This window comes from Rhodopseudomonas sp. BAL398 (assembly GCF_033001325.1).
Taxonomy (GTDB): Bacteria; Pseudomonadota; Alphaproteobacteria; order Rhizobiales; family Xanthobacteraceae; genus JARJEH01.
The window spans coordinates 2,685,001-2,709,894 of record NZ_CP133111.1 but is presented as its reverse complement, the minus strand read 5'-3'; the positions used below and the strand labels follow the sequence as shown (position 1 = coordinate 2,709,894).

The 24,894-nt window shown below is 64.5% G+C and carries 22 protein-coding genes and 1 pseudogene; 11 read left to right on the top strand and 12 right to left on the bottom strand.

What is annotated here, in order from left to right:
- The first annotated feature begins 137 nt into the window (after positions 1 to 137).
- Entirely contained in the window at positions 138 to 791 is a 654-nt protein-coding gene (locus RBJ75_RS12880) for a hypothetical protein (RefSeq protein ID WP_044413246.1), read from the top strand.
- A gap of 225 nt (positions 792 to 1,016) precedes the next feature.
- Here RBJ75_RS12880 and RBJ75_RS12875 read toward each other — a convergent pair whose 3' ends face one another.
- The 3 genes and pseudogenes from RBJ75_RS12875 to RBJ75_RS12865 all read right to left on the bottom strand — a co-directional run bounded on the left by RBJ75_RS12875 (position 1,017) and on the right by RBJ75_RS12865 (position 4,233).
- Entirely contained in the window at positions 1,017 to 1,217 is a 201-nt protein-coding gene (locus RBJ75_RS12875) for a cold-shock protein (protein ID WP_029584170.1), read from the bottom strand.
- A 473-nt stretch (positions 1,218 to 1,690) separates the two neighbouring features.
- Positions 1,691 to 2,617, bottom strand: a pseudogene (locus RBJ75_RS12870) (YcjF family protein); the annotation flags it as partial.
- A gap of 146 nt (positions 2,618 to 2,763) precedes the next feature.
- Complete coding sequence (locus RBJ75_RS12865) at positions 2,764 to 4,233, bottom strand: YcjX family protein (protein WP_044413230.1); 1,470 nt, start codon at positions 4,231 to 4,233, stop codon at positions 2,764 to 2,766.
- Between the two features lie 206 nt (positions 4,234 to 4,439).
- On the opposite strand from RBJ75_RS12865, the gene trhA reads away from it, so the two are divergent.
- Both trhA and RBJ75_RS12855 read left to right on the top strand, forming a co-directional pair.
- On the top strand, positions 4,440 to 5,135 hold the full coding sequence (gene trhA / locus RBJ75_RS12860; RefSeq protein ID WP_044413233.1) for a PAQR family membrane homeostasis protein TrhA: 696 nt from the start codon (positions 4,440 to 4,442) through the stop codon (positions 5,133 to 5,135).
- Positions 5,136 to 5,177: 42 nt separating this feature from the next.
- A complete protein-coding gene (locus RBJ75_RS12855; RefSeq protein ID WP_044413236.1) occupies positions 5,178 to 5,981 on the top strand; it encodes an SDR family oxidoreductase in 804 nt (267 codons plus the stop codon).
- 188 nt (positions 5,982 to 6,169) lie between these two features.
- On the opposite strand, the gene RBJ75_RS12850 is transcribed toward RBJ75_RS12855, so the two are convergent.
- The 5 genes from RBJ75_RS12850 to galE all read right to left on the bottom strand — a co-directional run bounded on the left by RBJ75_RS12850 (position 6,170) and on the right by galE (position 10,403).
- A complete protein-coding gene (locus RBJ75_RS12850) occupies positions 6,170 to 6,304 on the bottom strand; it encodes a hypothetical protein (protein ID WP_283804918.1) in 135 nt (44 codons plus the stop codon).
- A gap of 112 nt (positions 6,305 to 6,416) precedes the next feature.
- Positions 6,417 to 6,548, bottom strand: coding sequence for a hypothetical protein (locus tag RBJ75_RS12845; RefSeq protein ID WP_276156748.1), 132 nt, complete (start codon positions 6,546 to 6,548; stop codon positions 6,417 to 6,419).
- A gap of 141 nt (positions 6,549 to 6,689) precedes the next feature.
- Positions 6,690 to 7,391 (bottom strand): fumarylacetoacetate hydrolase family protein, encoded by a 702-nt coding sequence (locus RBJ75_RS12840; protein ID WP_044413239.1) that lies wholly within the window; start codon positions 7,389 to 7,391, stop codon positions 6,690 to 6,692.
- Positions 7,392 to 7,455: 64 nt separating this feature from the next.
- Positions 7,456 to 9,258 (bottom strand): ABC transporter ATP-binding protein, encoded by a 1,803-nt coding sequence (locus RBJ75_RS12835; RefSeq protein WP_044413241.1) that lies wholly within the window; start codon positions 9,256 to 9,258, stop codon positions 7,456 to 7,458.
- 131 nt (positions 9,259 to 9,389) lie between these two features.
- Positions 9,390 to 10,403 carry a UDP-glucose 4-epimerase GalE gene (gene galE, locus RBJ75_RS12830; RefSeq protein WP_044413243.1) on the bottom strand — a complete coding sequence of 338 codons (1,014 nt, stop codon included), beginning with the start codon at positions 10,401 to 10,403 and terminating at the stop codon, positions 9,390 to 9,392.
- Positions 10,404 to 10,601: 198 nt separating this feature from the next.
- On the opposite strand from galE, the gene waaC reads away from it, so the two are divergent.
- Positions 10,602 to 11,546 carry a lipopolysaccharide heptosyltransferase I gene (waaC, locus tag RBJ75_RS12825; RefSeq protein ID WP_044413249.1) on the top strand — a complete coding sequence of 315 codons (945 nt, stop codon included), beginning with the start codon at positions 10,602 to 10,604 and terminating at the stop codon, positions 11,544 to 11,546.
- A gap of 97 nt (positions 11,547 to 11,643) precedes the next feature.
- Here waaC and RBJ75_RS12820 read toward each other — a convergent pair whose 3' ends face one another.
- The 3 genes from RBJ75_RS12820 to waaF all read right to left on the bottom strand — a co-directional run bounded on the left by RBJ75_RS12820 (position 11,644) and on the right by waaF (position 14,037).
- The gene (locus tag RBJ75_RS12820; protein ID WP_044419127.1) at positions 11,644 to 12,189 is read right to left on the bottom strand and encodes a D-glycero-alpha-D-manno-heptose-1,7-bisphosphate 7-phosphatase; all 546 of its coding nucleotides are present in this window, start codon (positions 12,187 to 12,189) and stop codon (positions 11,644 to 11,646) included.
- Positions 12,186 to 12,791, bottom strand: a complete 606-nt coding sequence (locus RBJ75_RS12815; protein ID WP_044419125.1) for a D-sedoheptulose 7-phosphate isomerase — start codon at positions 12,789 to 12,791, stop codon at positions 12,186 to 12,188. The genes RBJ75_RS12820 and RBJ75_RS12815 overlap by 4 nt, the downstream gene beginning before the upstream one ends.
- A 169-nt stretch (positions 12,792 to 12,960) precedes the next feature.
- Positions 12,961 to 14,037: a lipopolysaccharide heptosyltransferase II gene (gene waaF / locus RBJ75_RS12810; protein WP_276156749.1), complete on the bottom strand. Its 1,077-nt coding sequence runs from the start codon at positions 14,035 to 14,037 to the stop codon at positions 12,961 to 12,963.
- A 184-nt stretch (positions 14,038 to 14,221) separates the two neighbouring features.
- Between waaF and rfaD the strand changes: the two genes are divergently transcribed.
- From rfaD to RBJ75_RS12795, 3 genes are read left to right on the top strand one after another with little or no spacing between them, the layout of a single operon-like run.
- Positions 14,222 to 15,202: an ADP-glyceromanno-heptose 6-epimerase gene (gene rfaD, locus RBJ75_RS12805; protein ID WP_044412305.1), complete on the top strand. Its 981-nt coding sequence runs from the start codon at positions 14,222 to 14,224 to the stop codon at positions 15,200 to 15,202.
- Between the two features lie 25 nt (positions 15,203 to 15,227).
- Positions 15,228 to 16,700, top strand: coding sequence for a D-glycero-beta-D-manno-heptose-7-phosphate kinase (gene rfaE1, locus RBJ75_RS12800; RefSeq protein ID WP_044412302.1), 1,473 nt, complete (start codon positions 15,228 to 15,230; stop codon positions 16,698 to 16,700).
- A gap of 31 nt (positions 16,701 to 16,731) precedes the next feature.
- Positions 16,732 to 18,645, top strand: a complete 1,914-nt coding sequence (locus RBJ75_RS12795; RefSeq protein WP_044412299.1) for a nucleoside-diphosphate sugar epimerase/dehydratase — start codon at positions 16,732 to 16,734, stop codon at positions 18,643 to 18,645.
- A 4-nt stretch (positions 18,646 to 18,649) separates the two neighbouring features.
- Here the strand turns inward: RBJ75_RS12795 and RBJ75_RS12790 are convergent, their stop codons facing one another.
- On the bottom strand, positions 18,650 to 19,663 hold the full coding sequence (locus RBJ75_RS12790) for an MraY family glycosyltransferase (protein WP_044412296.1): 1,014 nt from the start codon (positions 19,661 to 19,663) through the stop codon (positions 18,650 to 18,652).
- A gap of 257 nt (positions 19,664 to 19,920) precedes the next feature.
- Here RBJ75_RS12790 and RBJ75_RS12785 point away from each other — a divergent pair, with 257 nt between their 5' ends.
- The 4 genes from RBJ75_RS12785 (at position 19,921) to murJ (ending at position 24,890) form a co-directional block, all read left to right on the top strand.
- Complete coding sequence (locus RBJ75_RS12785) at positions 19,921 to 20,904, top strand: NAD-dependent epimerase (RefSeq protein ID WP_044412293.1); 984 nt, start codon at positions 19,921 to 19,923, stop codon at positions 20,902 to 20,904.
- 197 nt (positions 20,905 to 21,101) lie between these two features.
- Entirely contained in the window at positions 21,102 to 22,109 is a 1,008-nt protein-coding gene (locus RBJ75_RS12780; protein WP_152647737.1) for a Gfo/Idh/MocA family protein, read from the top strand.
- A gap of 56 nt (positions 22,110 to 22,165) precedes the next feature.
- The gene (locus RBJ75_RS12775) at positions 22,166 to 23,317 is read left to right on the top strand and encodes a DegT/DnrJ/EryC1/StrS family aminotransferase (protein WP_044412309.1); all 1,152 of its coding nucleotides are present in this window, start codon (positions 22,166 to 22,168) and stop codon (positions 23,315 to 23,317) included.
- A 43-nt stretch (positions 23,318 to 23,360) separates the two neighbouring features.
- Positions 23,361 to 24,890, top strand: coding sequence for a murein biosynthesis integral membrane protein MurJ (murJ, locus tag RBJ75_RS12770; RefSeq protein ID WP_044412287.1), 1,530 nt, complete (start codon positions 23,361 to 23,363; stop codon positions 24,888 to 24,890).
- Positions 24,891 to 24,894 lie beyond the last annotated feature (4 nt).

Genomic DNA, 24,894 nt, shown 5'->3' with positions numbered 1-24,894 from the left:
GGCGGCCACAGCCTCTGTTGGCATCCACAACGCGATCGCGACCCGATCAAATGCAATATTGGCACCATCAAATCGTTGCGCTAGCGTCCGCGACGACGTGACGGGTGCCGGCAAGCGAGATGACAGCGATCGATCAAATGCGACTGCCCAACAGGGCACGATTCGCGGGGCGGGCGATTGCCGCGGCACTCGCGGTGGTCCTGAGTGTGGCGTTGCCGGGTGTCGCGCCGGCGCGGGCTGGTGAACTCAGCGCACCGGTTGCCGCGCTATACAGCTCGGTGTCGATTTACCCGCCGTCGGGCAATGCGATGACGGTGTGCTACGGCTTCGTCTGCCGTCGCCGTTTTGCCCTGCAGTTTTCGGGCGGCGACCGCGCCGCGCTGAAGCGGCTGCTGGCGACGGGCCGCGCCTCGGCCGCGGCGGAACGCGCGGCGGTGCAGAAGGCCGTGGTCTGGCTCGATCGCCGGCTCGGCCCGGTGCTCGGCACCGACAAGCGGATCGCGCGCGCCGATTTCCGCTATTTCGACGACAAACACAATTTTGACTGCTGGGACACCACCCGCAACACCACCAGCCTGCTGTTGCTGCTGCACGGCTGGGGTCTGCTGAAATATCACACGGTCGGCGACCCGCATTATCGCGGCAATGTCATTGTGCTGCAGACGCCGCACAATACCGCGGTGCTGGTCGAACGGGCCAGCGGCAAGCAGTATGTGGTCGATATGTGGCCGCGTGGTTATGCGCAATTGCCGGACGTGATGCCGGTCGAGCAATGGGTCAAGCTGGACTGAGCCGCCAGAGCAATTCCGGTTTTGATCGAATCAGAACCTAGCTCTCGATTTTGCTATGACGCGTTGTCTTCACGCGAAGCGGCACTCACTTCGCTCGAAAACGCTCTGGATTCGGGCACAAAAAAACGATGACCGCCTTTGAGTGCTGTCATCGCAAATATTGCTTTTTGGAAAACTCACCCTCGGATCAAGTCCGAGGGCAGGCTTCTTTGATCGCGCTGTCGGTCAAACCTTGAGGTTTTCAGCCGAGGTCTTGCCGCGGTTAGCGACTTCCTCGTATTCAACCGTCTGTCCTTCGTTGAGCGACGAAAGGCCTGCTTTCTCGACCGCCGAAATATGAACGAACACGTCTTTTCCACCGCTGCTGGGCTGGATGAATCCGAAGCCCTTGGTCGCGTTGAACCACTTCACAGTACCTTTAGCCATAACGTCGTCTCCGCAGGATTATGATCGAATCGAAAGGTCGGTCCCCGGAAACCGGCTTCTCCGACAAACCTACGTTACGCGGTATCGCTCACGCTTGATAGCTCAAACAACAGCCGTAACGCCCCGAAAGCCGACTGAATGGCTCTGAATGTCCATTTTTGACCGGTTTTTGCCGATTTCGTCGCCGCGGCCTCTAAAAATCTCTGTGATTTGTCCAGCGGTGGCGGTGATTCTCCAACCATATTGCCTGCAACAGCGGGGAATCGATGACATGGAACACGTGCTGATGCGCAATTCCGGCCGCGACGGCGGCCGGGATGTGGAATTGGTGAGCCCAAATGCTCGGATTAGTAGCAGATATTGATTGTGCCCGGCCGCCAGCCGTGCCGGGTGTGAATCCGCCGCGTGATATAGCAGCTGTCGGTGAAGCCGACATAGTCGACGCCCCATGCCGGGCCGACGACAAGTCGTCGCTATTCGTCCTTGTCGCGCTTGGTGCGCGCCAGATCCTTGACCAGGTCGCCGAGTGCCGGGCGGGGCAGGGCGTTGAACGGCAATGGCCGGGTCAGGTCGATCGCGGCCAGGCCAAGCCGCGCCGTCAGCATGCCGTTGAGCATGCCTTCGCCGAGTTTCGACGACAGTTTCGCCGCGAGACCGTGACCGACCAGCTGCTGCACCACGCTGTCGCCGATCGCGATGCCGCCGGTGATGGCGAGATGGCTGATGGTCTGGCGCATCAGCTTGATCATGCCGATCGCGCCCGGTCGGCCGCCATAGAGCCGCGCCAATTGCCCGACCAGCCGCACCGTGGCGATCAGCACGAACACCACGTCGATCAGCGCTTTCGGGCTGATCGCGGTGACCAGCGAGACGCGCTGCGCCGCCTTTGAGATCAGCGCGCGCGCCTCCTGATCGAGCGGCGTCAGCAATTCGCGCTCGGCCAGCCGGATCAAATCGGCGCCATCGATGATGTCGTCGATATGCTTGGTCAGTGTCGCGCGGGCGCGCGCCAGCTGAGGATTGGTATGCTCCAGCTTGAGCAATTCGCGGATGATAGCGCGGCCCTCGGCGCGATTGTCGGTCAGCAGCACGGTGGCGGCGCGGGCGTGCAGCTGTTCGATCTTGGCGAGGCGAATCAGTCCATAGGCCTCGCGGCCGATGATCACCGCGAGCGAGCCGCCGGCGAGCGCCGCCAGGACGAAGCCGATGGTGCCGAGCGTCTGGCTTTGCGCGAACAAATCGCCGATCAGCCGGCTCACCCACAGCCAGAACGCCAGCGACACCAGCCCGGTAAAGGCGCTCCAGAAGATCGTGCCCCAGCGAAAGCCCTTGCGCCGGATCACGCCGGACGGATCGACCGGCGCCGAGATCGGCGGCTGCGTTTCGGCCTCGGTGGCGATCTGCACCTTGCCGCGCAAAGCGGAATTGTCGCGCGACGACGGATTGTCCCGTGGCGCGGAGTGCGCGCCGTCATTGCCGTCGATCAGCACCACGCTGGGATCGTCGAGTTTGAAGGTCGCCGGTCGGCGATGCTGGCCGCGCTCGGTCATTGCAGTTTGTCTCCGATCAGAAACTGGAGCGTGCGGTCGAGGCGGATATGAGGCAGCGCCGGCCCGTCGGGATCGCTGGCGTCGAGCCGGGGCGGACGAAAGCGCAGGAAGCGGAAGTCGGCCTGAGCGGCGGTGCCGGCCGACAACCCGCGAAAACTGTCCTCGCCCTTGAACAATTGTTGCAGATTGGTCGGCAGGTCGCCAGGGAAGGTCGCGACCTCGGTTTCGCCGTCGAACACCTCGCCATCGGCGACCTCGCCCTTGATCGGGGTGCCGACGATCGATGGCAGCCGGTCGCGGCCGCGCTGCACCTGGGCTTCCCGGGTGGCGCGCACAGCCGCCAGCGCCACCACGTCGACGGTGGCCCCGGCGAATTCGGCCCGGATCGCGGCGCGATCGACCAGCCGGCGCAGGATCGCCTCGAGCCGGTCGTGGCTGGAATGGTGCAGATGGTCGGCCTTGGTGGCGGCGAACAGGATCTTGTCGATCCGCGGCCGGAACAGCGAACTCATCAAGGTGCGTTGTCCGACCCGGAAACAATCGAGGATGCCGGCCAAGGCGGCTTCGAGATCGTGCAGCGCCTCCGGACCGGCGTTGAAGGCGGACAGCGCGTCCGCCAGCACGATCTGGCGGTCGAGCCGGGAGAAATGATCGCGGAAGAACGGCCGCACCACGACGTCCTTGTAGGCTTCGTAGCGCCGCCGCATCATCGCCCAGAGCGAGCCCTCGGCCGGGGCGCCGTCGATCGGCAGGTCGAGCGGCGCAAAAGTCAGCGCAGGCGACCCGGCGAGGTTGCCCGGCATCAAGAACCGTCCCGGCGGCAGCAGGCTCATGGCGAATTGCTCGTTGCGGCAATCGCGCAAATAGGTGGTGAACAGCCGCGCCGCGGTCAATGTCACCTGCTCATTTTCGCGGCCATGGGGGTCGAGCGTCGCCAGATGGGCGTGGAAGGCACCGGCGACCCGCCGCCGCGGGTCCTGCATCGACAGCGCCAGGCTCTCCGCCGCCCAGCGCTCATAGCTCTTGTTGAGCAGCGGCAGGTCGAGCAGCCATTCGCCGGGGTAATCCACGATATCCAGCGTCAGCGTGCGATCGGCGCCATTTTGCCGCTGATAGTCGATCACCAGGCGCAACTCGCTGATGTCGACGGTGGAGCTCGGCCAGTTGCGCTGCTCGATCAGCGTCCCCAGATAGCTCTCATAGCTGAAGCGCGGTACCGCGTCGTCGGGCTGCGGCGCCAGCCGCGCCTTGGCGATGCGTCCGGTGGACATCGATTCGAAGATCGGAAACCGGCCGCCGCGCGACAGGCCGTGAACCAGTGCGGTGATGAAGACGGTCTTGCCGGCGCGTGACAGGCCGGTGACGCCGAGCCGAACCGTTGGATTGAGGATGTTGTCGCTGTAGTCCCGCAGCGCCCGCGCCGATAGCCGCGCTTCTTCGACAAGATTGGAAAAACTGAAAGCCATGCCTGCTGACGGTTCGATCACATTTGAGGGCGTGTGGCCAAAACTAACCGGAATTCGGCGATTCGGGCGACAAGCGGGGCCTTAGCTTTGCCCCGTTTCCGGTCGAAAAGTCCAAGAATCTTGAAGGTCGATCGTATATGATTGCATTGCTTCGAACCTGCCATGAATGCGCCAGATCAATTTTGAACAGGGTGTGACGCTCGCCAATGACGATCTTCCGGCTGAAACAACTGGCTTCGCATTCCAGGATCGATGCCAAGGGCGCGGTGCACTGGAATTACGATCGCGCCGAACTGATCGCCGATGGCGTCGTGCATGGCCTGGGGGTGGTCTGCGGCCTGATCGCCGCCACGACCCTGGTGGTGTTGACCGGGGTGTTCGCCTCCACGCCGGAAATCGTCTCGGTGTCGGTCTATGTGGCGGGCCTGATGGCGATGCTGAGCGTGTCGGCGGCCTATAATCTGTGGCCGGTATCGCCGCGCAAATGGCTGCTGCGCCGGTTCGACCATTCGGCGATCTACATCCTGATCGCCGCGACCTACACGCCGATCATCTCGCAGATCAAAGATCATATGTTCGCGGCGGCGTTGTTGTCCGGCGTGTGGGGCGTTGCGGTCATCGGCATTCTGATCAAGCTGTTCCTGCCCGGCCGCTTCGACAAGCTGTCGATCGGCCTGTATCTGGCGATGGGTTGGAGCGGATTGATCGCCTATGAGTCGGTCAAGGAATCGCTGCCGAATCTGGCGCTGATTTTTATTGCGATCGGCGGCGCGCTCTACACGTTCGGCGTGATCTTTCACGCCTGGCGACGGTTGCGGTTCCAAAATGCGATCTGGCATTCTTTCGTGCTGCTCGGCGCGGCCTGCCATTACACCGCGGTGCTCGATATGGTCATGGCCTGACCATTCCATCCGATCGATAATAACAACAAAAAGGGAGAGACGATGCAGGTTGCGGGCAAGGTTGTGGTTGTGACTGGTGGCGGCAACGGCATCGGACAGGCGCTGTGCGAAGCGTTTCACAAGGCGGGCGCCGCCAAGGTCGTGGTCGCCGATCTCGATCGCGCCCGCGCCGAAGCGGTCGCGGCCTCGATCGATGGCGCTGCGTTCGAATGCGACGTCGGGCGTGAAGCCGATATCAAAAATCTGATTGACCAGACCGAGCGGCAATTCGGCCCGATCGCGCTGTTCTGTTCCAATGCGGGAATCGGCGGCGGGTTCGATCCGCTGTCGGAAAATGCCGGCGGCAGTTCCGACGAGCCCTGGGCCCGAAGCTGGGCGATCCACGTGATGGCGCATGTCTATGCCGCGCGGCATCTGGTGCCGCTCTACAAGGCGCGCGGCGGCGGCTATTTCCTCAACACGATTTCCGCCGCGGGGCTGTTGTCGCAGGTCGGCAGTCCGGCCTATTCGACCACCAAACACGCCGCGGTGGGCTTTGCGGAGAATCTGGCGATTTCGCACAAGGCGGACAATATCCGGGTCTCGATCCTGTGCCCGCAGGGCGTCGATACCAATATGCTGCGCGCGATCCCCAAGGGGCCGCAATCCGGCGACGGCGACCTTGCGCCCGAGCAGGTGGCGCAGGACGCGCTGGCCGGTATCGAACATGAAAATTTCCTGATCCTGCCGCATCCGCAAGTCATCGATTACATGCGCAAAAAGACCGAGAATTACGGCCGCTGGATCGGCGGCATGGCCAAGATCCAGGCCAAGATGCGCGAGGCCTACGGGCCGAAAACGGCCTGAGGGGCCGACTGCCCTCAACTTCGTCATTGCGAGGAGCGAAGCGACGACGCAATCCAGTCATTGCTTGCCGGTCCTGGATTGCTTCGCTTTCGGACGGCGCTTCGCGTCGTCCTCGGCTCGCAATGACGACATCAAACTCCTGGCGCTCGCGGGTTCGCGACCTCAGCTGCAGTAACGGAAGTTGCCGCTCAATAGCCGACCCCCATCATCATGGTGTGCGTCGCTGGCTTGAGGGCGCCGCGATGGGCCGCGCCGTGCATGGTGGTTTCGGTGCAGCCGATCAGGCAAATGGTGAGCAGCATGGCGACTAGCAATCTCAACATGGATCCTCACAATCCATTAGGCGTCTATTCAACGACGCGTTGGCGCAAAGCGGCCGCGCGCTGTGCCGACCCTGTTTGGACTCGCTCGCACTGACGGCGGGCGACATCGGCGCTATTGCTGGTTGGCGACCATCAGCACGGGCGGACTGGCGCGCCAGTTCAAGCCGGCCGCATTTTGCGCAGCGGCCAGGAACAGCACCAAGGCGATGGAAACCACGACGAGTCTTCGAAATTCCGAGATCATGACGGCGACTCCGCGAGGTCAGCCCCCAAAATCATTGTTGCGATTTATCGTTAATATTGTCCTAACGTGGGGATCAGGCGTTGGCCGACCATCGATGCGCGGTCCCGGATGGCTCCGGGACCGGCTTTGCCGGCTCGCGGGTTACGCCGGCTGACCGATCGATAGACGCAGCGTGCCGACGCCGTCGACGCCGCATTCGATCTTGTCGCCCGCCACCAACGCGGCGACCCCGGCGGGGGTGCCGGTCATGATGATGTCGCCGGCGCCCAGCGCTACCTGCTGCGACAGTTTCGCAATGGTCTCCGGGACGCTCCAGATCATCTGCGCCAGATCGCCGCTCTGCCGCTCCGTGCCGTTGACCGACAGCCAGATCCGTCCCTTGGCGGGATGGCCGATCGTAACGGCCGGCGCTAGGGCGCCGCATGGGGCCGATTGGTCGAAGGATTTGCCGATCTCCCAGGGCTGTTCCTTCTTGCGCGAGGCCATCTGCAGGTCGCGGCGGGTCAGATCGATGCCGACGCCGTAACCCCAGACGTGATCCAGCGCCTGCTCGACCGGGATGTTCAGGCCGCCGCTCTTGAGCGTGACCACGAGTTCGACCTCGTGCTGCATGTCCTTGGTCAGGGTCGGATAGGGGATGGTGACGCCGTCGGGCGCGATCATGTCGGGATGCTTGGCGAAAAAGAACGGCGGCTGCCGCTCGTCATTGCCGAGTTCGCGAATGTGCTCGAGATAGTTGCGGCCGACGCACCAGATCCGGCGCACCGGAAAGGTCTTGCTGTCGCCCTGGACGGCGAGCGCGGGTTGCGGCAGCGGGGCGATGACGTAGGCGGAGTTGCTCATGAGAGGCCTTCGCAAGGAGGGATGACAGCGGGGACGCCGGGCTAAGGTAACCGAGGACCTTCGTTTACGCCGTTGCGTCGATCGGGGCCAGCGGCGGCGTGTGGCGATGCTGCAGATTGTAGAACGAAGCATAGCGTCCGCCGCTGCGAAGCAGATCGTCGTGACGGCCGCGCTCGACGATGGTGCCGGCCTCGACCACCAGGATCGCGTCGGCATGCATGATGGTGTGCAGCCGATGGGCGATGACGATGGTGGTGCGGTTGCGGCACAGATGCTCGATCGCTTCCTGCACCAGCTTCTCGGATTCCGAATCGAGCGCCGCGGTGGCCTCGTCCAGCAGGATGATCGGCGCATTGCGGACCAAGGCGCGCGCCACCGCGACACGCTGGCGCTGGCCGCCGGACAATTGCGCGCCGTGTTCGCCGACCGGGGTGTCGTAGCCGAGCGGGAAGGCCATGATGAAATCATGGGCGCTGGCGGCCTTCGCCGCCGCGATGATCTCGTCCTCGGAGGCGCCGGCGATGCCGAAGGCGATATTGTTGCGGATGGTGTCGCGGAACAGATAGACGTCCTGGCCCACATAGGCGATCTGCTGGCGCAGCGAGCGCCGCGACACCGCCGCGATCGATTGCCCGTCAATGGTGATGTCGCCGGAATTCACCTCGTAAAGCCGCAGCAGCAGCGACAGCACGGTCGATTTGCCGCCGCCGGAGGGGCCGACCAGCGCGGTCATCTTGCCGGGCTCGGCGACGAAGCTCATGTGGTTGAGCACCGCCTCGTTCGCCCGATAGGCGAAGCTGACATCGTGCATTTCGACCCGCGCGGTGCTCAGTTGTAGCGCCGGCTTGTCGCTGTCGTCGGGCTCGCTCGCCGGGCTGTCGACGATCTCGAGCAGCATCCGCGCGCCGACCAGCCCGCTGTTGAGCTCGATATTGAGCCGCGCCAGCCGTTTCGCCGGCTCATAGGCCAGCAGGAACGCGGTCAAGAACGAGAAGAATTGCCCCGGCGTCGCGCCGGTGGCGACCACGCGGTAGCCGCCATACATCAGCGACGCCGCCACCGCGAAGCCGCCCAGCGTTTCCATCAACGGGCTGGCGCGGTTGGCGATCCGCGCCATCTTGTTGGCGTTGGCCTCGACCGCCGCGATGCTGAGATTGATCCGCTCGCGCATCGTCTGTTCCAGCGTGAACGCCTTGACGGTGCGGATGCCCTGCAGCGATTCCTGCATGGTCTCGAGGATTTCGGCATTGCCGGTGAACTGGGTGTAGGCGAGGCCCTTGACCCGCTTGACCAGCTTGCGCACCACCAGCACCGCCGGCGGCGCGATCAACAGCCCGAACAGCGCCATGAACGGATCCTGCGTCACCATCACGGTGACCAGGCCGATCAGCGACAGCAGATCGCGGCCGACCGCATTGATCAGCATGGTGAGGACTTCGGTGACGGAATTGGCGCCGGCCGTCAGCCGGGCCAAAAATTCCGACGAGTGCCGCTGCGAATAAAAGCCGACGCTTTCGCTCATCAGCTTGTCGAACAGCCGGCGCTGATTATTGGCGAGAATCGCGTTCTTGATCTGCGACAGGATCACCGAATGGCCGTAGGTCGCGGCGCCCTTCATGGTGAACACCGTGAGGGCGACCACCGACATGATCATGATGCCGCGCAGGTTGCGGTCGACATAGGCCTGATTGATGACCTCGCCGAGCAGATAGGCCGAGCCGGCGGTGGCGGCGGCGGACACCGCCATCAAGGCGAACGCGACCAGATAGCGCCGCCAATAGACGGCGGCCTGTTCGGTCAGCAGCCGCCGGATCAGCTGCGCGGCGCCATAAGGATCGTCGGTAATCTTCCGTGGCGTATCGGTCATCCGCGTCCCATTGGCAGCGCAAAGATTGACAGCGCAAAGCAGGAATCCGCCCGCGCGTCAGCGTTGACTTGGAGGTCTCCTTGCCCCCTATGGGCGGGTTTTTCAAGCCAAAACCGGCCGGAACACCGGCCTCAGGCGATCATCGCCAGCAGTTCACCGGCATTGCGCTGCGCCAGCAGCCGGTCTTCCCAGGCCAGCGCGTGGGCGGCGATGGTGTCCAGATCGTCGAATTGCGGGGTCCAGTCCAGCGTCGCGCGAATCCGGCTGGTGTCTGCCACCATGGTCATGATGTCGCCCGGCCGGCGCTCGGCGCAAACCACCGCGAAATTGCGGCCGGCGGCGCGCCGCACCGCCTCTATGGTCTCGATCACCGAATAGCCGCGGCCATAGCCGCAATTCAGCGTCACCGGCCCGCCGCCATCGCGCAGATAGGACAAGGCGGCGCCATGGGCCTGCGCCAGGTCGCTGACATGGATGAAATCGCGGATGCAGCTGCCGTCAGGGGTGGGATAGTCGGTTCCGAACAACTCGATATTGCTGCGCTGGCCGGTGGCGGCTTCGACTGCGATCTTCATCAGATGGGTGGCGCCCGGTGTCGACAGCCCGATCCGCGCCCGCGGATCGGCGCCCGCGACGTTGAAGTAGCGCAGCGTCACGTAATTCATGCCATGGGCGGCGGCGGTGTCGTGCAGCATGATCTCGCTCATCAGCTTCGAGCAGCCATAGGGCGACAGCGGCCGGGTCGGCGCCTGTTCGGGCACCGGGATCTGTTCGGGATTGCCGTAGACCGCGGCGGTCGAGGAGAAGATGAAGCGCTTGATGCCGCATCTGGTTGCGGCGTTGAGCAGGCTGCGCGTGGTCATGGTGTTGTTGCGGTAATAGCCCAGCGGATCGCGCATCGATTCCGAGACGATGACGGAGCCGGCCAAATGGATGATGGCGTCGACACTGTGCGAGGCGATCACGCCTTCGACCAGATTCTCGTCGGCGGCATCGCCGATGAACAGGGGAACGCCTTCGGGCAATGACGCGGAAAAGCCGGTAGACAGATTATCGATCACCACCACGCTTTCGCCGGCCTCCGCCAACGCCAGGACAGTGTGACTTCCAATATAACCGGCCCCGCCGGTGACCAGCACGGTCATGCTGATGAACCCCCCGTGAAAAGCCCGCGGATTCAAGGCGTCGCGTCGCGAGCAATTTGGCCGAGCTTGGCCGATCAACCATGCAAATGCGGTTATCGCCGCCGACCATTGGTCAGATTTCGCGCCTCCGCGCGGGGGAATCGACATTATGGTTGCCAAACTGTAACGAGTTCCGACCCTGTGGCGGCCGCGATTTCGATGACCAACATTCTCATTGTGAAAACATCCTCGCTCGGCGACGTGGTGCATCAAATGCCTGCGATCACCGATGCGGCGCGTCTGCGTCCGGAGCTGCGCATGACCTGGGTGGTGGAGGAGGCGTTCGCGCCGCTGGCGCGACTGCATCCGGCGATCGCCGAGGTGATTCCGGTGGCGACGCGGCGCTGGCGCTCGCAGCTATTGCAACGATCGATCTGGCGGGAAATCGCAGAATTCCGGTCGCGGTTGCGGCGGGGACGATTCGATAAGGTGATCGATACCCAGGGGTTGATCCGCTCGGCGCTGATTGCGTGGAGCGCAACGGGCGAGCATCACGGCTATGATGCGGCCAGCATCCGCGAGCCGCTCGCTGCGCGGTTTTATGACGTCACCCACGCGGTGGGGCGCGATCTGCATGCGGTGACGCGCAATCGGTTGCTGACCGGTTTGGCGTTGGGCTATCAGCCGCCGGCCGAGGTCGATTACGGGCTGATCAAGCCGCAGCGTTCCGATGCGCCGCCTTACGCGGTGCTGCTGCATGGCACCTCCCGCGTGGCCAAGGAATGGCGCGAGTCCGACTGGATCGAAACCGGTCGCTGGCTGCGGGGCCGGGGGGTCGACGTGGTGCTGCCCTGGGGCACCGAGAAGGAGCGGTTGCTCAGCGAACGGCTGTGCCACGCCATCGATGGCAGCCGGGTTCTGGCGCGGCAGCGGCTCGACGCCACCGCGCAGGTGATCGCCAATGCGGCGCTGGTGATCGGCGTCGACACCGGATTGCTGCATCTGGCGGCCGCCTATCGGGTGCCGCTGGTGGCGATCTTTGTCAGCACCGATCCGGGCCTAACCGGACCGGTCGGCAGCGGCGCGATGAGCGTGCTCGGCGGTAAAACCGGCGGTCCGTCGGCGCCGCAGACGATCGCCGCGGCGCAAGCGCTGCTTGGCTAAAGCTCCGGTTCTGATAGATCAGAACCGGAGCTTTAGATTCTTATTTCGACGCGTTTTCTTCACGCGAACCGGTACCCACTTCGCTCGAAAACGCTCTCTAGCGCGTCGCGCGACCTTGCTGATCGGCAAGCACGCGCGCAACGAAATCATCGAGGTTGCCACCTTCGAACAGATAGCCGGGAACGCCCGCGGCCTTACCGGCGTCGAGGTCGGTTTGCTTGTCGCCGATCAGGAAACTGCCGTCCAGCGCCACCGGCCAGCTCTTCAGCAGATCGAGGATCATGCCGGGTTTCGGCTTGCGATGCTCGCTGTCGCGGCGATAGGCCGCCACTGTCGCGTCCGGATGATAGGGGCAGAACCGCACATCATCGATCCGCGCGCTCTGGCCGGCGAGTTCGGACAGCATCCAGCGGTGCAAGGCCTCGACATCGGCTTCGCTGAACATGCCGCGCGCCACGCCGGACTGGTTGGAAATGATGAAGACCAGATAGCCGGCCTGGTTCAAGCGGCGGATCGCTTCGGCCGCGCCCGGCATCCAGCGGATCCGTTCGGGCGTGCCGATATAATGGTCGTCGTAATTGATGACGCCATCGCGATCGAGAAACGCGGCAGGCTTGCGCTGCGGCGTGTCGGGTCCGCTCATGCTTTGGCACTTGCCTTGGTGCCGGCGTCGATCATCGCCCGTTCGATCTGATCGCAGATCGCATGCGCGGCCATCAGATGTATCTGCTGGATCACCGGGGTGTCGTCGCTTGGCGCCACCAGCAGATGATCGCAATGCGCCGCCATCGCCGTGCCTTTGCTGCCGGTGAATCCCACGGTCACCAGGCCCTGCTCGCGCGCGACGCGCAGCGCGGCCAGAACGTTCGGCGATTTTCCCGAGGTCGACAATCCCCAGAACACGTCGCCGCTTTGACCCAAGCCCTGGATCTGGCGGGAAAACACCTGCTCGAAGCCGTAATCATTGGTAATCGCGGTCAGCACCGAGGTGTCGGTGGTCAGCGCGATCGCCGGCCAGGCGCGCCGCTCCAGCTTGTAACGGCCGACGATTTCGGCGGCGATGTGCTGCGCGTCGGCAGCGCTGCCGCCATTGCCGGCGATCAGCAGCTTGCGGCCATCGCGCAGCGCCGCGACGGCGGCCGCCGCGATGGCGTGGCAGATCACCTGTAGCGCAGGATCGGCCGCAGCCACGGTCAGGCCTGCGAGCGAATTCTGGAAATGGGCCGCAATCGGGTCGTTGCTCACGTCGCACCTGAACCATGAATGTTGCCGGCACTGGTAATGCGCAGGGCCGGCAGGTGCAAGCGATGGTCCTCGAGCAGGATGACTCATCTTCGAATCGTCATCCCGCTCTAGCTTCTTGTTTGATCATGATCTTTTCCGAAAACCGGGATCCATTTTTCGGGATCGTGCTTTAGCGCGTCGGCTTCAGCCCGGCCGCTTCCAGGGCGCGGAACGCCGGTTCTGTGACGGCTTCGACCGGAATGTCGCGCATGCAGCGATGATGCTGCATGCGGCAGGTCGGCTTATGGCAGGGCCGGCAGGGCACATCGGTCTTGGTCTCGATCACGGCTTCGACCGGATTGAGCGGCGCATAATGCCAGGGGCTGGTCGGCCCGAAAATGCCGATGGTCGGGGTGCCGATCGCGGCCGCCACATGCAGCAGGCCGGAATCGTTGGAAATCACCAGATTGGCTGCCGCCAGCGCCAGAATGCCGTTGCGCAGGTCGGTTCCGGTCAGGTCGCGGACCCGCGGGCCGGCCGCGGCGACGATCTCGGTGGCCTGCGCGGTTTCGCCGGGGCCGCCGACGATCCAGACGTCAAAGCCGCGCTGCGCCAGCGCGCGTGCCGCCTCGGTATAAGAGGTCCAGCGTTTCGACGGCCCGACCGCGCCGGGCGCCAGCGCGACCGCGGGGCGGTCGCCAAGCCCGTTGGCCTGCCGCCAGGCGGCGATGTCGGCCGCTGGAACCACCAGCTGCGGCGCCGGCCAGTCCATCGGCAGCTCGATTCCCGCCGGCAGCGCCAGCGCGGCGCAGCGGTCGACCATCCGGGGCAGCGCCTTTTCGCCCCAGCGCCAGTCGTTCAGCATCCCGATCCGCAATTCGCCGACAAAGCCGGTGCGGTTGGGAATGCCAGCCAAAAGCGGCGCAATGGTAGACTTGAACGTGCGTGGCATCACCAGCGCGTCGCCATAATGCTGCTCGCGCAGCGTCGCCGCCAGCGCCCGCTGCTCGGCAATGGCGATCCGGCTGCGCGGCAAATCCCAGACGATGCCCCGGCGGACGCCCGGCATGTAATCCACCAGCGGCGCGCACAGACTCGTGGTCAGGACGTCGACCGGGCGTTGCGGCCAGCGATCCTTCAGGACCCGAACCACGGTGTGGCAGCGGACGAAATCGCCGATCCACATATAGGGAATCAGCAGCACCGGGCTGGTCAGGGAGCGGTCGGCTGCATCTGCCAAGTCGGATTTTAATGAAGCATAATTCATTATTTGGTCTGGTTGGGGCTGGCGCAGCTGCGGCCTGATGCGAGACAGCCGGTTAACGCCTACGCCGGCCTTCGTCCAGCCGTGATTTCCGCGCAAGCGTCCGCCCGCGGCACCCCAGACTTCAAGTTGCCTGCCGAACCGGACTGGGGCAAAGGTGGCACCGCACAATCGTGACGGGGATATCATGCTGCTGGTGACCGGAGCTGCCGGTTTTATCGGATCGAACGTCGTTGCCGCGTTGAATGACGCCGGCCGCGCCGATGTGGTGGTCTGCGACTTTCTGGGGCATGAGGGCAAATGGCGGAACCTCGCCAAGCGTCAGCTCGCCGATATCGTGCCGCCGGCCGAACTGATGGATTGGCTGCAGGGACGCCGGCTCGACGCCATCGTGCATCTCGGCGCGATCTCGGAAACCACCGCGACCGACGGCGATCTGGTGATCGAAACCAATTTCCGGCTGTCGATGCGGCTGTTGGACTGGTGCACCGCCAATGCGACGCCGCTGATCTACGCCTCGTCGGCGTCGACCTATGGGGACGGCGCGCAAGGCTTTCAGGACGATCCCTCGCTGCAGGCGATGAAGCAGCTGCGGCCGATGAATCTCTATGGCTGGAGCAAGCATCTGTTCGATCTGGCGGTCGCCGAACGTGTCGCGCGTGGTGAGAAAATGCCGCCGCAATGGGCCGGGTTGAAATTCTTCAACGTGTTCGGCCCGAACGAATACCACAAGGGCTCGATGATGAGCGTGCTGGCCAAGCGCTTCGACGACATCAAGTCGGGTCAGGTCGTGCAATTGTTCAAGTCGCATCGCGAGGGTATCGCCGATGGCGACCAGCGCCGCGACTTCATCTATGTCGACGACGTGGTGCGGGTGATGATGTGGCTGCTGGCGAGCCCCTCGGTCAGCGGCATCTTCAATGTCGGGACCGGGCAGGCGCGCAGTTTCCGCGATCTGATACTGGCGGCCTATTCGGCGCTCGGCAGCCAGCCGAATATCGAATACATCGACATGCCGCCGCAGATTCGCGGTGCCTATCAGTATTTCACGCAAAGCGAAGGCGATCGGTTGCGCAGCGCGGGATATAATGGCGGCTTCACGCCGCTCGAAGATGCGGTCGATTCCTACGTCAAAGGCTTTCTCGACGCCGCCGACCGCTTCCGATGATTGCGTCCCAACAATATGGTTCTTGATGTTCGATTTTGATGCCCTGTCGCAAGCGATTGCCCGCCAGACCGTGCTGTGCGTCGGCGATCTGATGCTCGACGAATTCGTCTATGGCGACGTCTCGCGGATCTCGCCGGAAGCTCCGGCGCCGGTGATCGCGGTGCAGCGCAGTGAAATCAATATCGGGGGCGCCGGCAATGTTGCGCGCAACGTCGCCGCGCTCGGCGCGCGCTGCATCTTCGTCGGCCTGATCGGCGAGGACGCCGCCGGCACGATCCTGGCGACCGAATTGGCAAAGGAGCGCCTGATCGAGCCGCTGCTGGTGCACGATCCGGCGCGACCGACCACCCGCAAGGTGCGCTTCGTGTCGGAGCATTTCTCGACCCACATGCTGCGTGCGGATTGGGAGATTTCGGCGCCGGCCTCGGGCGCGATCGAACAATTGCTGATCGACACCATCCTGCCGCAACTGGCGCGGGCCGACATCGTGCTGTTGTCGGATTACGCCAAGGGGGTGTTGTCGGCGCGGGTGATCGCCTGCGTCATCGAAGCCGCGCGCAAGCTCGGCAAGCGGGTGATCGTCGACCCCAAGAGCGCCAATTTCGCGATCTATCGCGGCGCCACGCTGCTGACGCCGAACCGCAAGGAATTTGCCGCGGCAACCCGCAGCGCCGCCAGCAGCCCGGCCGACATCGCCGCTGCGGCGCGCGACGCGATCGGCTTTGCGCAATGCGAGGCGATGCTGGTGACGCAGAGCGAGGACGGCATGACGCTGGTGCCGCGCGCCGGCGAATCGATCCACGTGCCGGCGCTGCCGGTCAAGGTGCGCGACGTCTCCGGCGCCGGCGATACGGTCGCGGCGGTGCTGGCGGTGGTGCTGGCGGCGGGAGCGGATTGGGAAACCGCGATGCGCACGGCGAGCGCCGCGGCGGCGGTCGCGGTCAGCAAGAACGGGACCGCCGTGGTGACGCCGGACGAGCTGCGGCGCAAGATCCTGCCGCACGCCTTCCTGGCTGCCGAAGAGAAGATCGCGGCGAGCGCTCGGGATCTCGACAGGCAATTGGCGCAATGGCGCAATCAGGGACTTCGCGTCGGATTCACCAATGGCTGCTTCGACATTCTGCACCCCGGCCACGTCAAGGTGTTGACCGCGGCGCGCGGCGCTTGCGATCGGCTGATCGTCGGGCTGAACAGCGACGCCTCGGTCAAACGCCTGAAGGGCGAGGGCCGTCCGGTGCAGAACGAACGTGCCCGCGCCGAGGTGCTGGCGGCGCTGGAGGCCGTCGACCTCGTGGTGATCTTCGAAGAGGATACGCCGCTCAAGCTGATCACCCGGATCGAGCCGAGCGTCCTGGTCAAGGGTGGCGATTACAGCCGCGAGCAGGTGGTCGGCCACGAGATCGTCACCGCCAATGGCGGCGTGGTCATGCTGGTCGATATCATGCCAGGTCAGAGCACGACGGCGCTGGTGGCGCGCGCCCGCGAGGGCCAATCATGATCACGTGCAGATCCACACGGCGGCAGGCCCAATGATGGCCCGGATCTCGTCATTCACCTATCGAAACTGGCTGATCGCGATTCACGACGCGGGGGTGACCGCCATCGCGGTGGTGCTCAGCTTCTTCCTGCGCTTCGATGGCGAAAACCTGTTCGACCGGCTGCCGCTGCTGCTGAAGATCTTGCCCTACTTCGTCGTGTTCAGCTTCTTCGTCTGCTACGCGTTTCAGCTGACCACCACGAAATGGCGGTTCATCTCGATTCCGGACCTGCTCAACATCCTGCGGGCCGCGAGCGTTCTGACCATCGCGCTGTTGGTGCTCGACTACATATTTCTCGCGCCGAATGTCTACGGCACCTTCTTTCTCGGCAAGACCACGATCGTCATCTACTGGTTTCTCGAGGTGTTCTTCCTCTCCGGCTCGCGGCTTGCCTATCGGTATTTTCGCTACACCAGAACGCGCAACCAGGCCCGTGCGATGGATGCCGCGCCGACCCTGCTGATCGGTCGCGCCGCCGATGTCGAAGTGTTCCTGCGCGGCATCGAGAGCGGGGCGGTGAAACGGCTGTGGCCGGTGGGTATTCTGTCGTCCGCGGCATCCGATCGCGGCCAGACCATTCGTGGCATTCCTGTACTGGGTGGGATCGATGACCTGCCCAATGTGGTCGACGACTTCGCCAACCGCAACAAGCCGATCGAACGGGTGGTGATGACGCCGTCGGCGTTCGAGGCCGATGCGCAGCCCGAAGTTGTCTTGATGCGCGCGCGCAAGCTCGGTCTTGCGGTCAGCCGGCTGCCGTCACTCGAAGAAAGCCGCGATACGCCGCGTTTGGCGCCGGTGGCGGTGGAGGATCTGCTGCTGCGCCCCAGCGTCAAGATCGACTATGCCCGCCTCGAGGGGCTGCTCAGGGGCAAGGCGGTGGTCGTCACCGGCGGCGGCGGCTCGATCGGCTACGAGATCTGCGACCGCGTCACCACTTTCGGCGCCTCGCGTTTGCTGGTGATCGAGAATTCCGAGCCGGCGCTGCACGCCGCGACTGAGAGACTGTCGGCCAAGGCGATCAGCACCATCGTCGAGGGCCATATCGCCGACATCCGCGATCGTGAGCGGATCTTCCAGCTGATGGCGCAGTTCAAGCCCGACATCGTCTTCCATGCCGCCGCGCTCAAGCATGTGCCGATCCTGGAGCGGGATTGGGAGGAGGGCGTCAAAACCAATATCTTCGGCTCCGTCAACGTCGCCGATGCCGCCAGCGCCGCGCGCGCCGAGGCCATGGTGATGATCTCGACCGACAAGGCGATCGAACCGGTGTCGATGCTCGGCCTGACCAAACGCTTCGCCGAAATGTATTGCCAGGGCATGGACCGCGAAATGCTGGCGGGGGCCGACGGCAAGCCGCCGATGCGGCTGATCTCGGTTCGCTTCGGCAATGTGCTGGCCTCGAACGGATCAGTAGTGCCGAAATTCAAGGCGCAGATCGAAGCCGGTGGGCCGGTGACGGTGACCCATCCGGATATGGTGCGCTACTTCATGACCATCCGCGAGGCCTGCGACCTCGTCATCACCGCTGCGACCTACGCGCTCAATCCGGACCATTCCGACGCTTCGGTGTTCGTGCTCAGCATGGGGCAGCCGGTCAAGATCGTGGATCTCGCCGAGCGCATGATCCGCCTGTCGGGATTACAGCCTGGCTACGATATTGATATCGCCTTCACCGGAATCCGGCCCGGCGAACGGCTCAACGAAATCCTGTTCGCCAAGCAGGAGCCCTTCACCGAGATAGGTATTGCGGGAATCGTCGCGGCGCGGCCGAACGAATTGCCGCTCGACAAGTTGCGAAACTGGCTGACCGCGCTGGAGGCCGCGATGGCGGGGTTGGATCAGGCCAACGTCGTGGCGATCCTGAAAGCCGCCATTCCGGAATATCAAGCCAACCACAAGTGACCCGTCAGCGGCGCGGCGTTGCGAACTGAACCAGCAAGATAGCGACGGTCGCCGCGCCGCATCCCAGCAAGATCAGGTCCGCCAGCCCCGATCCCAGCATGACCGATAGCCCGGCCAGGATCGCCAGCACCAGATTGGTCGTCAGCACCCGGCCGGCGACCTGACGGACGGAGAAGCCATTGTCGGTCGCGCGCTGATAGAAATGCGAGCGGTGGGCGAGCCAGACCGCTTCGCGGTTCTTGAGACGGCGCAGCAGCGTCAGCGAGGCATCGGCCAGATAATAGAGCGGCAGCAGCAAGGCGGCCGCGAAGTTCTGGCGCAGCGCCAGTTCCAGCAGACACCACCCCACCAGCAGACCGATCGGCAGACTGCCGACGTCGCCGAGGAAGACCTTCGCCACGGGTCTGTTGAACGGCGCGAAGGCGAGCATGGCGCCGCAAAGCGCGGCGGCCACGATGGTCGCCGCCGGCGGCAACGCGCCGAACAGGCCGAGTACCACCAGCGCGCCGGTGACCGGTGCGATCTCGGCGACCGTCATCCAGTCCAGCCCGTCCATGAAATTGACCAGGTTGACGAACCACAGCCCGGCCAGGAACAGCACGCCGCGTTCGATCCACAGCGGAGCGACCGGAAGCAGGCGAAGCTCGCCGGGAATTGTCAGCAACACCGCGCCGACCGCCAGCGCCTGAAGCGCCAGCCGCGGCATCACCGGAATCGGACGGATATCGTCGACGGCTCCGACCAGCGCGATCACCACCGTGGCGACGAACAGCATCGTGGGCAGGCCGGCTGCGACGGGCGAGGTGACCGCGATGACGCCGCCCGCCACGGTGAGCGTCGACAAGATCACCGCGATGCCGGCGCCCTGTGGCGTGGGCGAGCGGTGCGACGATCTCGCGTTCGGCCGCGCCAGCGCGTAGCGCGCCAGCAGCGGCATCAGCGCCCACGTCGCCACGGCGCACAGGATCGCCGCGAGCGCGATTGTAATCAACGAAGCAATATAATCGGGGGCGGTCATGTCACTCCGCAGGCGGGATTTTCGCAGTCCGCCGCCTCGGCCTGCGAATGAAGGCGTTTGGCAACGATCGCGGCGATGGTCTTGGCAAAAGGTAGTCCCCGGCATGGGTCCGGGCCACATGCCATCTTGGTATGGATTTGGGGCCGATCTTGCAATAGTGGCGCAATCGGCTATTGCGGCATTTGCAAACCGACGGCTAAACAGGCGCGGATTTCAAAGGCGGGAGCGCGGCGCGCTCCGGCCTCGCTGAGGGCGAGATGTCGAATCATCCGATATTGGTCACGGGAGCCGCGGGCTTCATCGGATTTCATGTCGCGCGCGAATTGCTGGATGCGGGACGCGACGTCGTCGGCTTCGATAACATCAACGACTATTACGACCCCAAACTCAAGCGCGCCCGGCTGGCGATCCTGCGCGCCAATCCGCGGTTCAGTTTCGTCCACGCCGACCTCGCCGATCGCGCGGCGGTTGCCGCGCTGTTTTCCGAGAACCGTTTCGAGGCGGTGATCCATCTCGCGGCGCAGGCTGGCGTGCGCTATTCGATCGGCAATCCTCACGCCTATGCGGACGCCAATCTCGAGGGCTTCGTCAATGTGCTCGAGGGCTGTCGCCACAATGGCTGCCGCCATCTGGTGTACGCATCCTCGTCCTCGGTCTATGGCGCCAATACCAAGCTGCCGTTCTCGGTTGCCGATCGCACCGATCACCCGATCAGCCTGTATGCCGCCACCAAGAAGGCCAATGAGGTGATGGCGCATTCCTACAGCCATCTGTATCGGCTGCCGACCACGGGGCTGCGGTTCTTTACCATCTATGGGCCGTGGTACCGGCCCGACATGGCACTGTTTCTGTTCGCCAACGCGATCGTTGCGGGTGCCCCGATCAAATTGTTCAACCATGGCAAGATGCGCCGCGATTTCACCTATATCGCCGACGTCACGCGCGTCGTGCTGCGGCTGATTGAGCGCGTTCCTGATGCCGGCGCGGGCGCGGCGCCGGCGCGGATCTACAATGTCGGCAATCACCGGCCCGAAGAACTGATGCGCGTGGTCGGCCTGCTGGAGCAGGAACTTGGCCGCGCGGCCGTCAAGGAGATGCTGCCGATGCAGCCCGGCGACGTTCCGGCGACCTTCGCCGACATCGACGATCTGGTCCGCGACGTCGGGTTCAAGCCCGAAACCGCGATCGAGGACGGCATCCGCAGCTTCGTCGCATGGTATCGCGAACATTACGGTGTTTGAAGCCTTGGGTTGTGGTGCTTGGCTTTCCGTCGGTGACCGTCCTTTGCCCGCCGGGGTGACGGGCGATTGGCCGCGGGATCTCGCCGCCTCAGTGTAATTATCTGAATCAAAACGTGTTTGGGTAGATTTACGGGATATTCGCCACGTTTGTGGCGGCGTGCTAGGAAGCCTCAACTTAACGTTCGAGGCTAAATATCATGAGTTCCAGCAAACCCAATATGGGTCCGAAATCCGCGCTTCGGGTCGGCGTCATCGGCGCAGGCGTTATGGGCACCAACCACGCTCGCGTGTTGGCCGGCTTGCCGGGGATCGAGCTCGTCGGAATCGTCGACCCCTTGCTGGAGCACCGCGATCGCGCCATCGAATTGATCGGCTGCAAGACCTTCACGACTCTGGAGGAGTTGCTGCTGGCCGGGATTGACGCGGCGACGATCGCCGCCCCCACCCATTTGCATCACGAGGTCGCGCTGGCCTGTATCGCACGCGGCGTTCACGTGCTGGTCGAAAAGCCGATCGCCTCCACGGTGCAGGAGGGGCTCGACATCGTCAGCGCCGCCAGTCAAGCGGGCGTGACGCTGATGGTCGGCCATGTCGAGCGCTTCAATCCGGCCGTCGCCGCGATCAAGCAGGCGATCAAGGACGAGGATATTCTCTCGATCGCCATCACCCGGGTCGGACCGTTTCCGCCGCGGATGTCCAATGTCGGCGTGGTGATCGATCTGGCGGTGCACGACATCGACCTGATTCGCTGGTTCACCGAATCCGAAATCATCGACGTGCAGCCGCAGCTCTCGAGCGCGGTGGCCGAGCGCGAGGACATCGCGTTGCTGCAGTTTCGCACCGCCTCCGGCGTGCTGGCGCATATCAACACCAATTGGCTGACGCCGTTCAAGGCGCGCAACGTCACGGTGGCGACCCGCGACAAATATGTGCAAGGCGATCTGCTGACCCGCCAGGTGACGGAGTGCTTCGGGTTCAGACCCGACGGCAGCTACTCGATGCGCCATCTGCCGGTCGGCCATGACGAGCCGCTGCGCGCCGAGTTGATTTCCTTCGTCAACGCGGTCCGTTCCGGCGGCACGCCGGCGGTGACTGGCGAGGAGGGCGTCGCCAGTCTTGAAATCGCGATCCAGTGTCTGGAATCTCCCGCCACGCCCGCCGCCAAAGCTCCGCCCCGCCAGGCGCCGCGCCGCGTAGTCGGCTAAGCCTATCGCGCGTCACGTTTCATTCTTCATATCCGGCAGGCTCCATGAATCAGCACATGAATCAGCATCTGCGTTCTGACCCCATTCCCTTCATCGATCTTGCCGCCCAGCGCCGCCGGCTCGGTCAATCCATCGACGATGCGGTCGGCCGCGTGCTCACCCACTGCCAGTTCATCAACGGGCCGGAAGTGACGCAGCTGGAGGCGGCGCTGGCGGCCTATTCGGGTGCCAAACATGTCATCAGCTGCGCCAGCGGCACCGATGCCTTGCAGATGGTGCTGATGGCCAAGGGAGTCGGCCGCGGCGACGCGGTGTTCTGCCCGTCATTCACCTTCTGCGCTACCGGCGGCGCGGTGGCGCTGGCCGGCGCCACGGCGCTGTTCGTCGACGTCGACGCGGTGACCTTCAACACGGACCCCGAGGCGCTAAAACGCGGCATTGCGACCGCGAAAAAGCTCGGCCTCAAGCCGAAGGCGGTGATCCCGGTCGATCTGTTCGGCCAGCCCGCCGACCACGCGGCGATCGCCGCCATTGCCGAAGCCGAGGGTCTGTTCGTGCTGGACGACGCCGCGCAGGCGTTCGGCGCCAGCTATCAGGGCAAGCGGGTCGGCACTTTGGCGCTGGCGACAGCGACCAGCTTCTTTCCGGCCAAGCCGCTCGGCTGCTTCGGCGACGGCGGCGCCATCATGACCGATGACGACGACCTTGCCGCGGTGCTGCGCAGCATTCGCGTCCATGGCCAGGGCTCCGACAAATACGACAACGTCCGGCTCGGCTTCACTGGCCGCCTCGATACCATCCAGGCCGCGGTGCTGCTCGAAAAGCTGAAAATCTTCGACGACGAGATCGCCGCCCGCAACAAGGTCGCGGAGCGCTATGCCCAGAGTCTCGGCAATGTCGTGACGGTGCCCCGCGTCGCTGAGGGCAATCGGTCGATCTGGGCCTGCTACACCATCCGGCTGCCGGCGGGCACCGACCGCGACGCCTTCGCCGCGGCGCTGAAGGCGCAGGGCGTTCCGACCGCGGTCTATTACGGCAAATCGATGCACCAGCAGACCGCGTATCGCGATTTCCCGGTCGCCGATGGCGGGTTACCGGTCTGCGAAATGCTGTCTCGCGACGTCATCAGCCTGCCGGTCCACGCCTATCTCGACGAACCGACCCAGCAACGCATCATCGACGCGGTGCGCGGCGCGCTGGCGGCCTGATTTGGCCGTTTTGCGCCATCGCCGCATGCTGTAGAAGCGGCGGATGCTGAAGCGCATTTTCACCGTCGGCGGCTTTACCCTGCTTTCGCGGGTGACCGGATTCGCCCGCGACATCATGCTGGCGGCGATTCTCGGCGCCGGGCCGGTGGCGGACGCGTTCTTCGTGGCGTTGCGGCTGCCCAACCATTTTCGCGCGATCTTCGCCGAGGGCGCCTTCAACGCCGCCTTCGTGCCGGCCTTCGCCCATGTCAGCGGCGAGGGGGGACCTGCGTCGGCGCGGCTGTTCGCCGACCGCATCTTCACGGTGCTGTTCGCCTCGCAGCTGGTGCTGCTGGTGGTGGCGCTGTTGTTCATGCCACAGATGATGAGCCTGCTGGCGCCGGGATTCACCAACGATCCGGCGCAGCGCGAGCTGGCGATCGAACTGACCCGGATTACCTTTCCCTATCTGCTGCTGATCACTTTGGTCACGCTGTATGGCGGCATGCTCAATGTGATGCAGCGCTTTGCCAGCGCCGCGGCGGCGTCGATCTTTCTCAACATCTCGATGATGGCGACGCTGGCGCTGGCGGCGTTGTTTCCCAGCGCCGGACACGCCGCCGCCTGGGGCGTGCTGATCTCCGGCTTTTTGCAATACTTCCTGCTGGCCGGCGATCTGGCGCGCCATGGCGGGCTGCCGCGGTTCGCGCCGCTGCGGCTCGACGAGGATGTCCGCGCCTTCTTTCGCGCGCTGGGGCCGGCGACGCTGGGCTCGATGGGGACCCAGGTGGCGTTGTTCGCCGACACTATCATCGCGACCTTCCTGCCGGCCGGCGCGCTGTCGGCGCTGTATTATGCCGATCGGCTCAACCAGCTGCCGATCGGGGTGATCGGCATCGCCATCGGCACCGTGCTGCTGCCGGAAATGTCGCGCCAGCTCACCGCCGGCGACCACATCGGCGCCAAAGCCTCGCAGCGTCGGGCGTTCGAATTCACGCTGTTGTTCTCGGTGCCGTTCGTGGCCGCGTTCCTGACCGTGCCGGATGTGATCATGCGGGCGATGTTCGCGCGCGGCGCCTTCACCAGGGCCGACGCCGCCTCGGCCGGGGCGACGCTGGCCGCCTATGCGATCGCGCTGGTGCCGTTCGTGCTGATCCGCAGCGCGGTCGCACCGTTCTATGCCCGCAAGGACACCGCGACCCCGGTGAAGGCGGCACTCACCGGCGTCGCCGTCAATGTTGCGCTGAAGGTGGCGCTGGTGGGGGCGCTGGCCCAGGTCGGGCTTGCGCTCGCCACCGCGGTCGGCGCCTGGATCAATTTGTTGCTGGTGATCGGTTTCGCGGTGCGGGCCGGCTATCTCGACCTCGACCGCACGCTGCTGCGCTCGGTCGGCAAGTTCGTGCTGTCGGGCGGCCTGCTGGCCGCCGCGCTGTGGGGCGCGGCGCGGTTGGCCGCGCCATATCTGGCGCAAATGGGCCAGCTGCGCGATGAACTGGCGCTGGCCCTGCTGATCGTGGTCGGCGCGCTGGTCTATGGCGCGACGATCCTGCTGCTGTTCGGCCGCTCCTGGCTCAGGTCGCTGGTGCGCGGCTGAGCTT

Excerpts from the sequence above, each read along its gene's own strand:
- RBJ75_RS12780 (WP_152647737.1), top strand. The coding sequence starts at position 21,102 with ATGAGTTCCAGCAAACCCAATATGGGTCCGAAATCCGCGCTTCGGGTC.
- RBJ75_RS12790 (WP_044412296.1), bottom strand. The coding sequence starts at position 19,663 with ATGACCGCCCCCGATTATATTGCTTCGTTGATTACAATCGCGCTCGCG.
- RBJ75_RS12795 (WP_044412299.1), top strand. The coding sequence starts at position 16,732 with ATGATGGCCCGGATCTCGTCATTCACCTATCGAAACTGGCTGATCGCG.
- RBJ75_RS12850 (WP_283804918.1), bottom strand. The coding sequence starts at position 6,304 with ATGTTGAGATTGCTAGTCGCCATGCTGCTCACCATTTGCCTGATCGGC.
- murJ (WP_044412287.1), top strand. The coding sequence starts at position 23,361 with ATGCTGAAGCGCATTTTCACCGTCGGCGGCTTTACCCTGCTTTCGCGG.
- waaF (WP_276156749.1), bottom strand. The coding sequence starts at position 14,037 with ATGAATTATGCTTCATTAAAATCCGACTTGGCAGATGCAGCCGACCGC.
- RBJ75_RS12845 (WP_276156748.1), bottom strand. The coding sequence starts at position 6,548 with ATGATCTCGGAATTTCGAAGACTCGTCGTGGTTTCCATCGCCTTGGTG.
- rfaE1 (WP_044412302.1), top strand. The coding sequence starts at position 15,228 with ATGTTCGATTTTGATGCCCTGTCGCAAGCGATTGCCCGCCAGACCGTG.
- rfaD (WP_044412305.1), top strand. The coding sequence starts at position 14,222 with ATGCTGCTGGTGACCGGAGCTGCCGGTTTTATCGGATCGAACGTCGTT.
- galE (WP_044413243.1), bottom strand. The coding sequence starts at position 10,403 with ATGACCGTGCTGGTCACCGGCGGGGCCGGTTATATTGGAAGTCACACT.
- RBJ75_RS12865 (WP_044413230.1), bottom strand. The coding sequence starts at position 4,233 with ATGGCTTTCAGTTTTTCCAATCTTGTCGAAGAAGCGCGGCTATCGGCG.
- RBJ75_RS12840 (WP_044413239.1), bottom strand. The coding sequence starts at position 7,391 with ATGAGCAACTCCGCCTACGTCATCGCCCCGCTGCCGCAACCCGCGCTC.
- RBJ75_RS12775 (WP_044412309.1), top strand. The coding sequence starts at position 22,166 with ATGAATCAGCATCTGCGTTCTGACCCCATTCCCTTCATCGATCTTGCC.
- RBJ75_RS12875 (WP_029584170.1), bottom strand. The coding sequence starts at position 1,217 with ATGGCTAAAGGTACTGTGAAGTGGTTCAACGCGACCAAGGGCTTCGGA.
- RBJ75_RS12835 (WP_044413241.1), bottom strand. The coding sequence starts at position 9,258 with ATGACCGATACGCCACGGAAGATTACCGACGATCCTTATGGCGCCGCG.
- RBJ75_RS12855 (WP_044413236.1), top strand. The coding sequence starts at position 5,178 with ATGCAGGTTGCGGGCAAGGTTGTGGTTGTGACTGGTGGCGGCAACGGC.
- waaC (WP_044413249.1), top strand. The coding sequence starts at position 10,602 with ATGACCAACATTCTCATTGTGAAAACATCCTCGCTCGGCGACGTGGTG.
- RBJ75_RS12820 (WP_044419127.1), bottom strand. The coding sequence starts at position 12,189 with ATGAGCGGACCCGACACGCCGCAGCGCAAGCCTGCCGCGTTTCTCGAT.
- RBJ75_RS12785 (WP_044412293.1), top strand. The coding sequence starts at position 19,921 with ATGTCGAATCATCCGATATTGGTCACGGGAGCCGCGGGCTTCATCGGA.
- RBJ75_RS12880 (WP_044413246.1), top strand. The coding sequence starts at position 138 with ATGCGACTGCCCAACAGGGCACGATTCGCGGGGCGGGCGATTGCCGCG.
- trhA (WP_044413233.1), top strand. The coding sequence starts at position 4,440 with ATGACGATCTTCCGGCTGAAACAACTGGCTTCGCATTCCAGGATCGAT.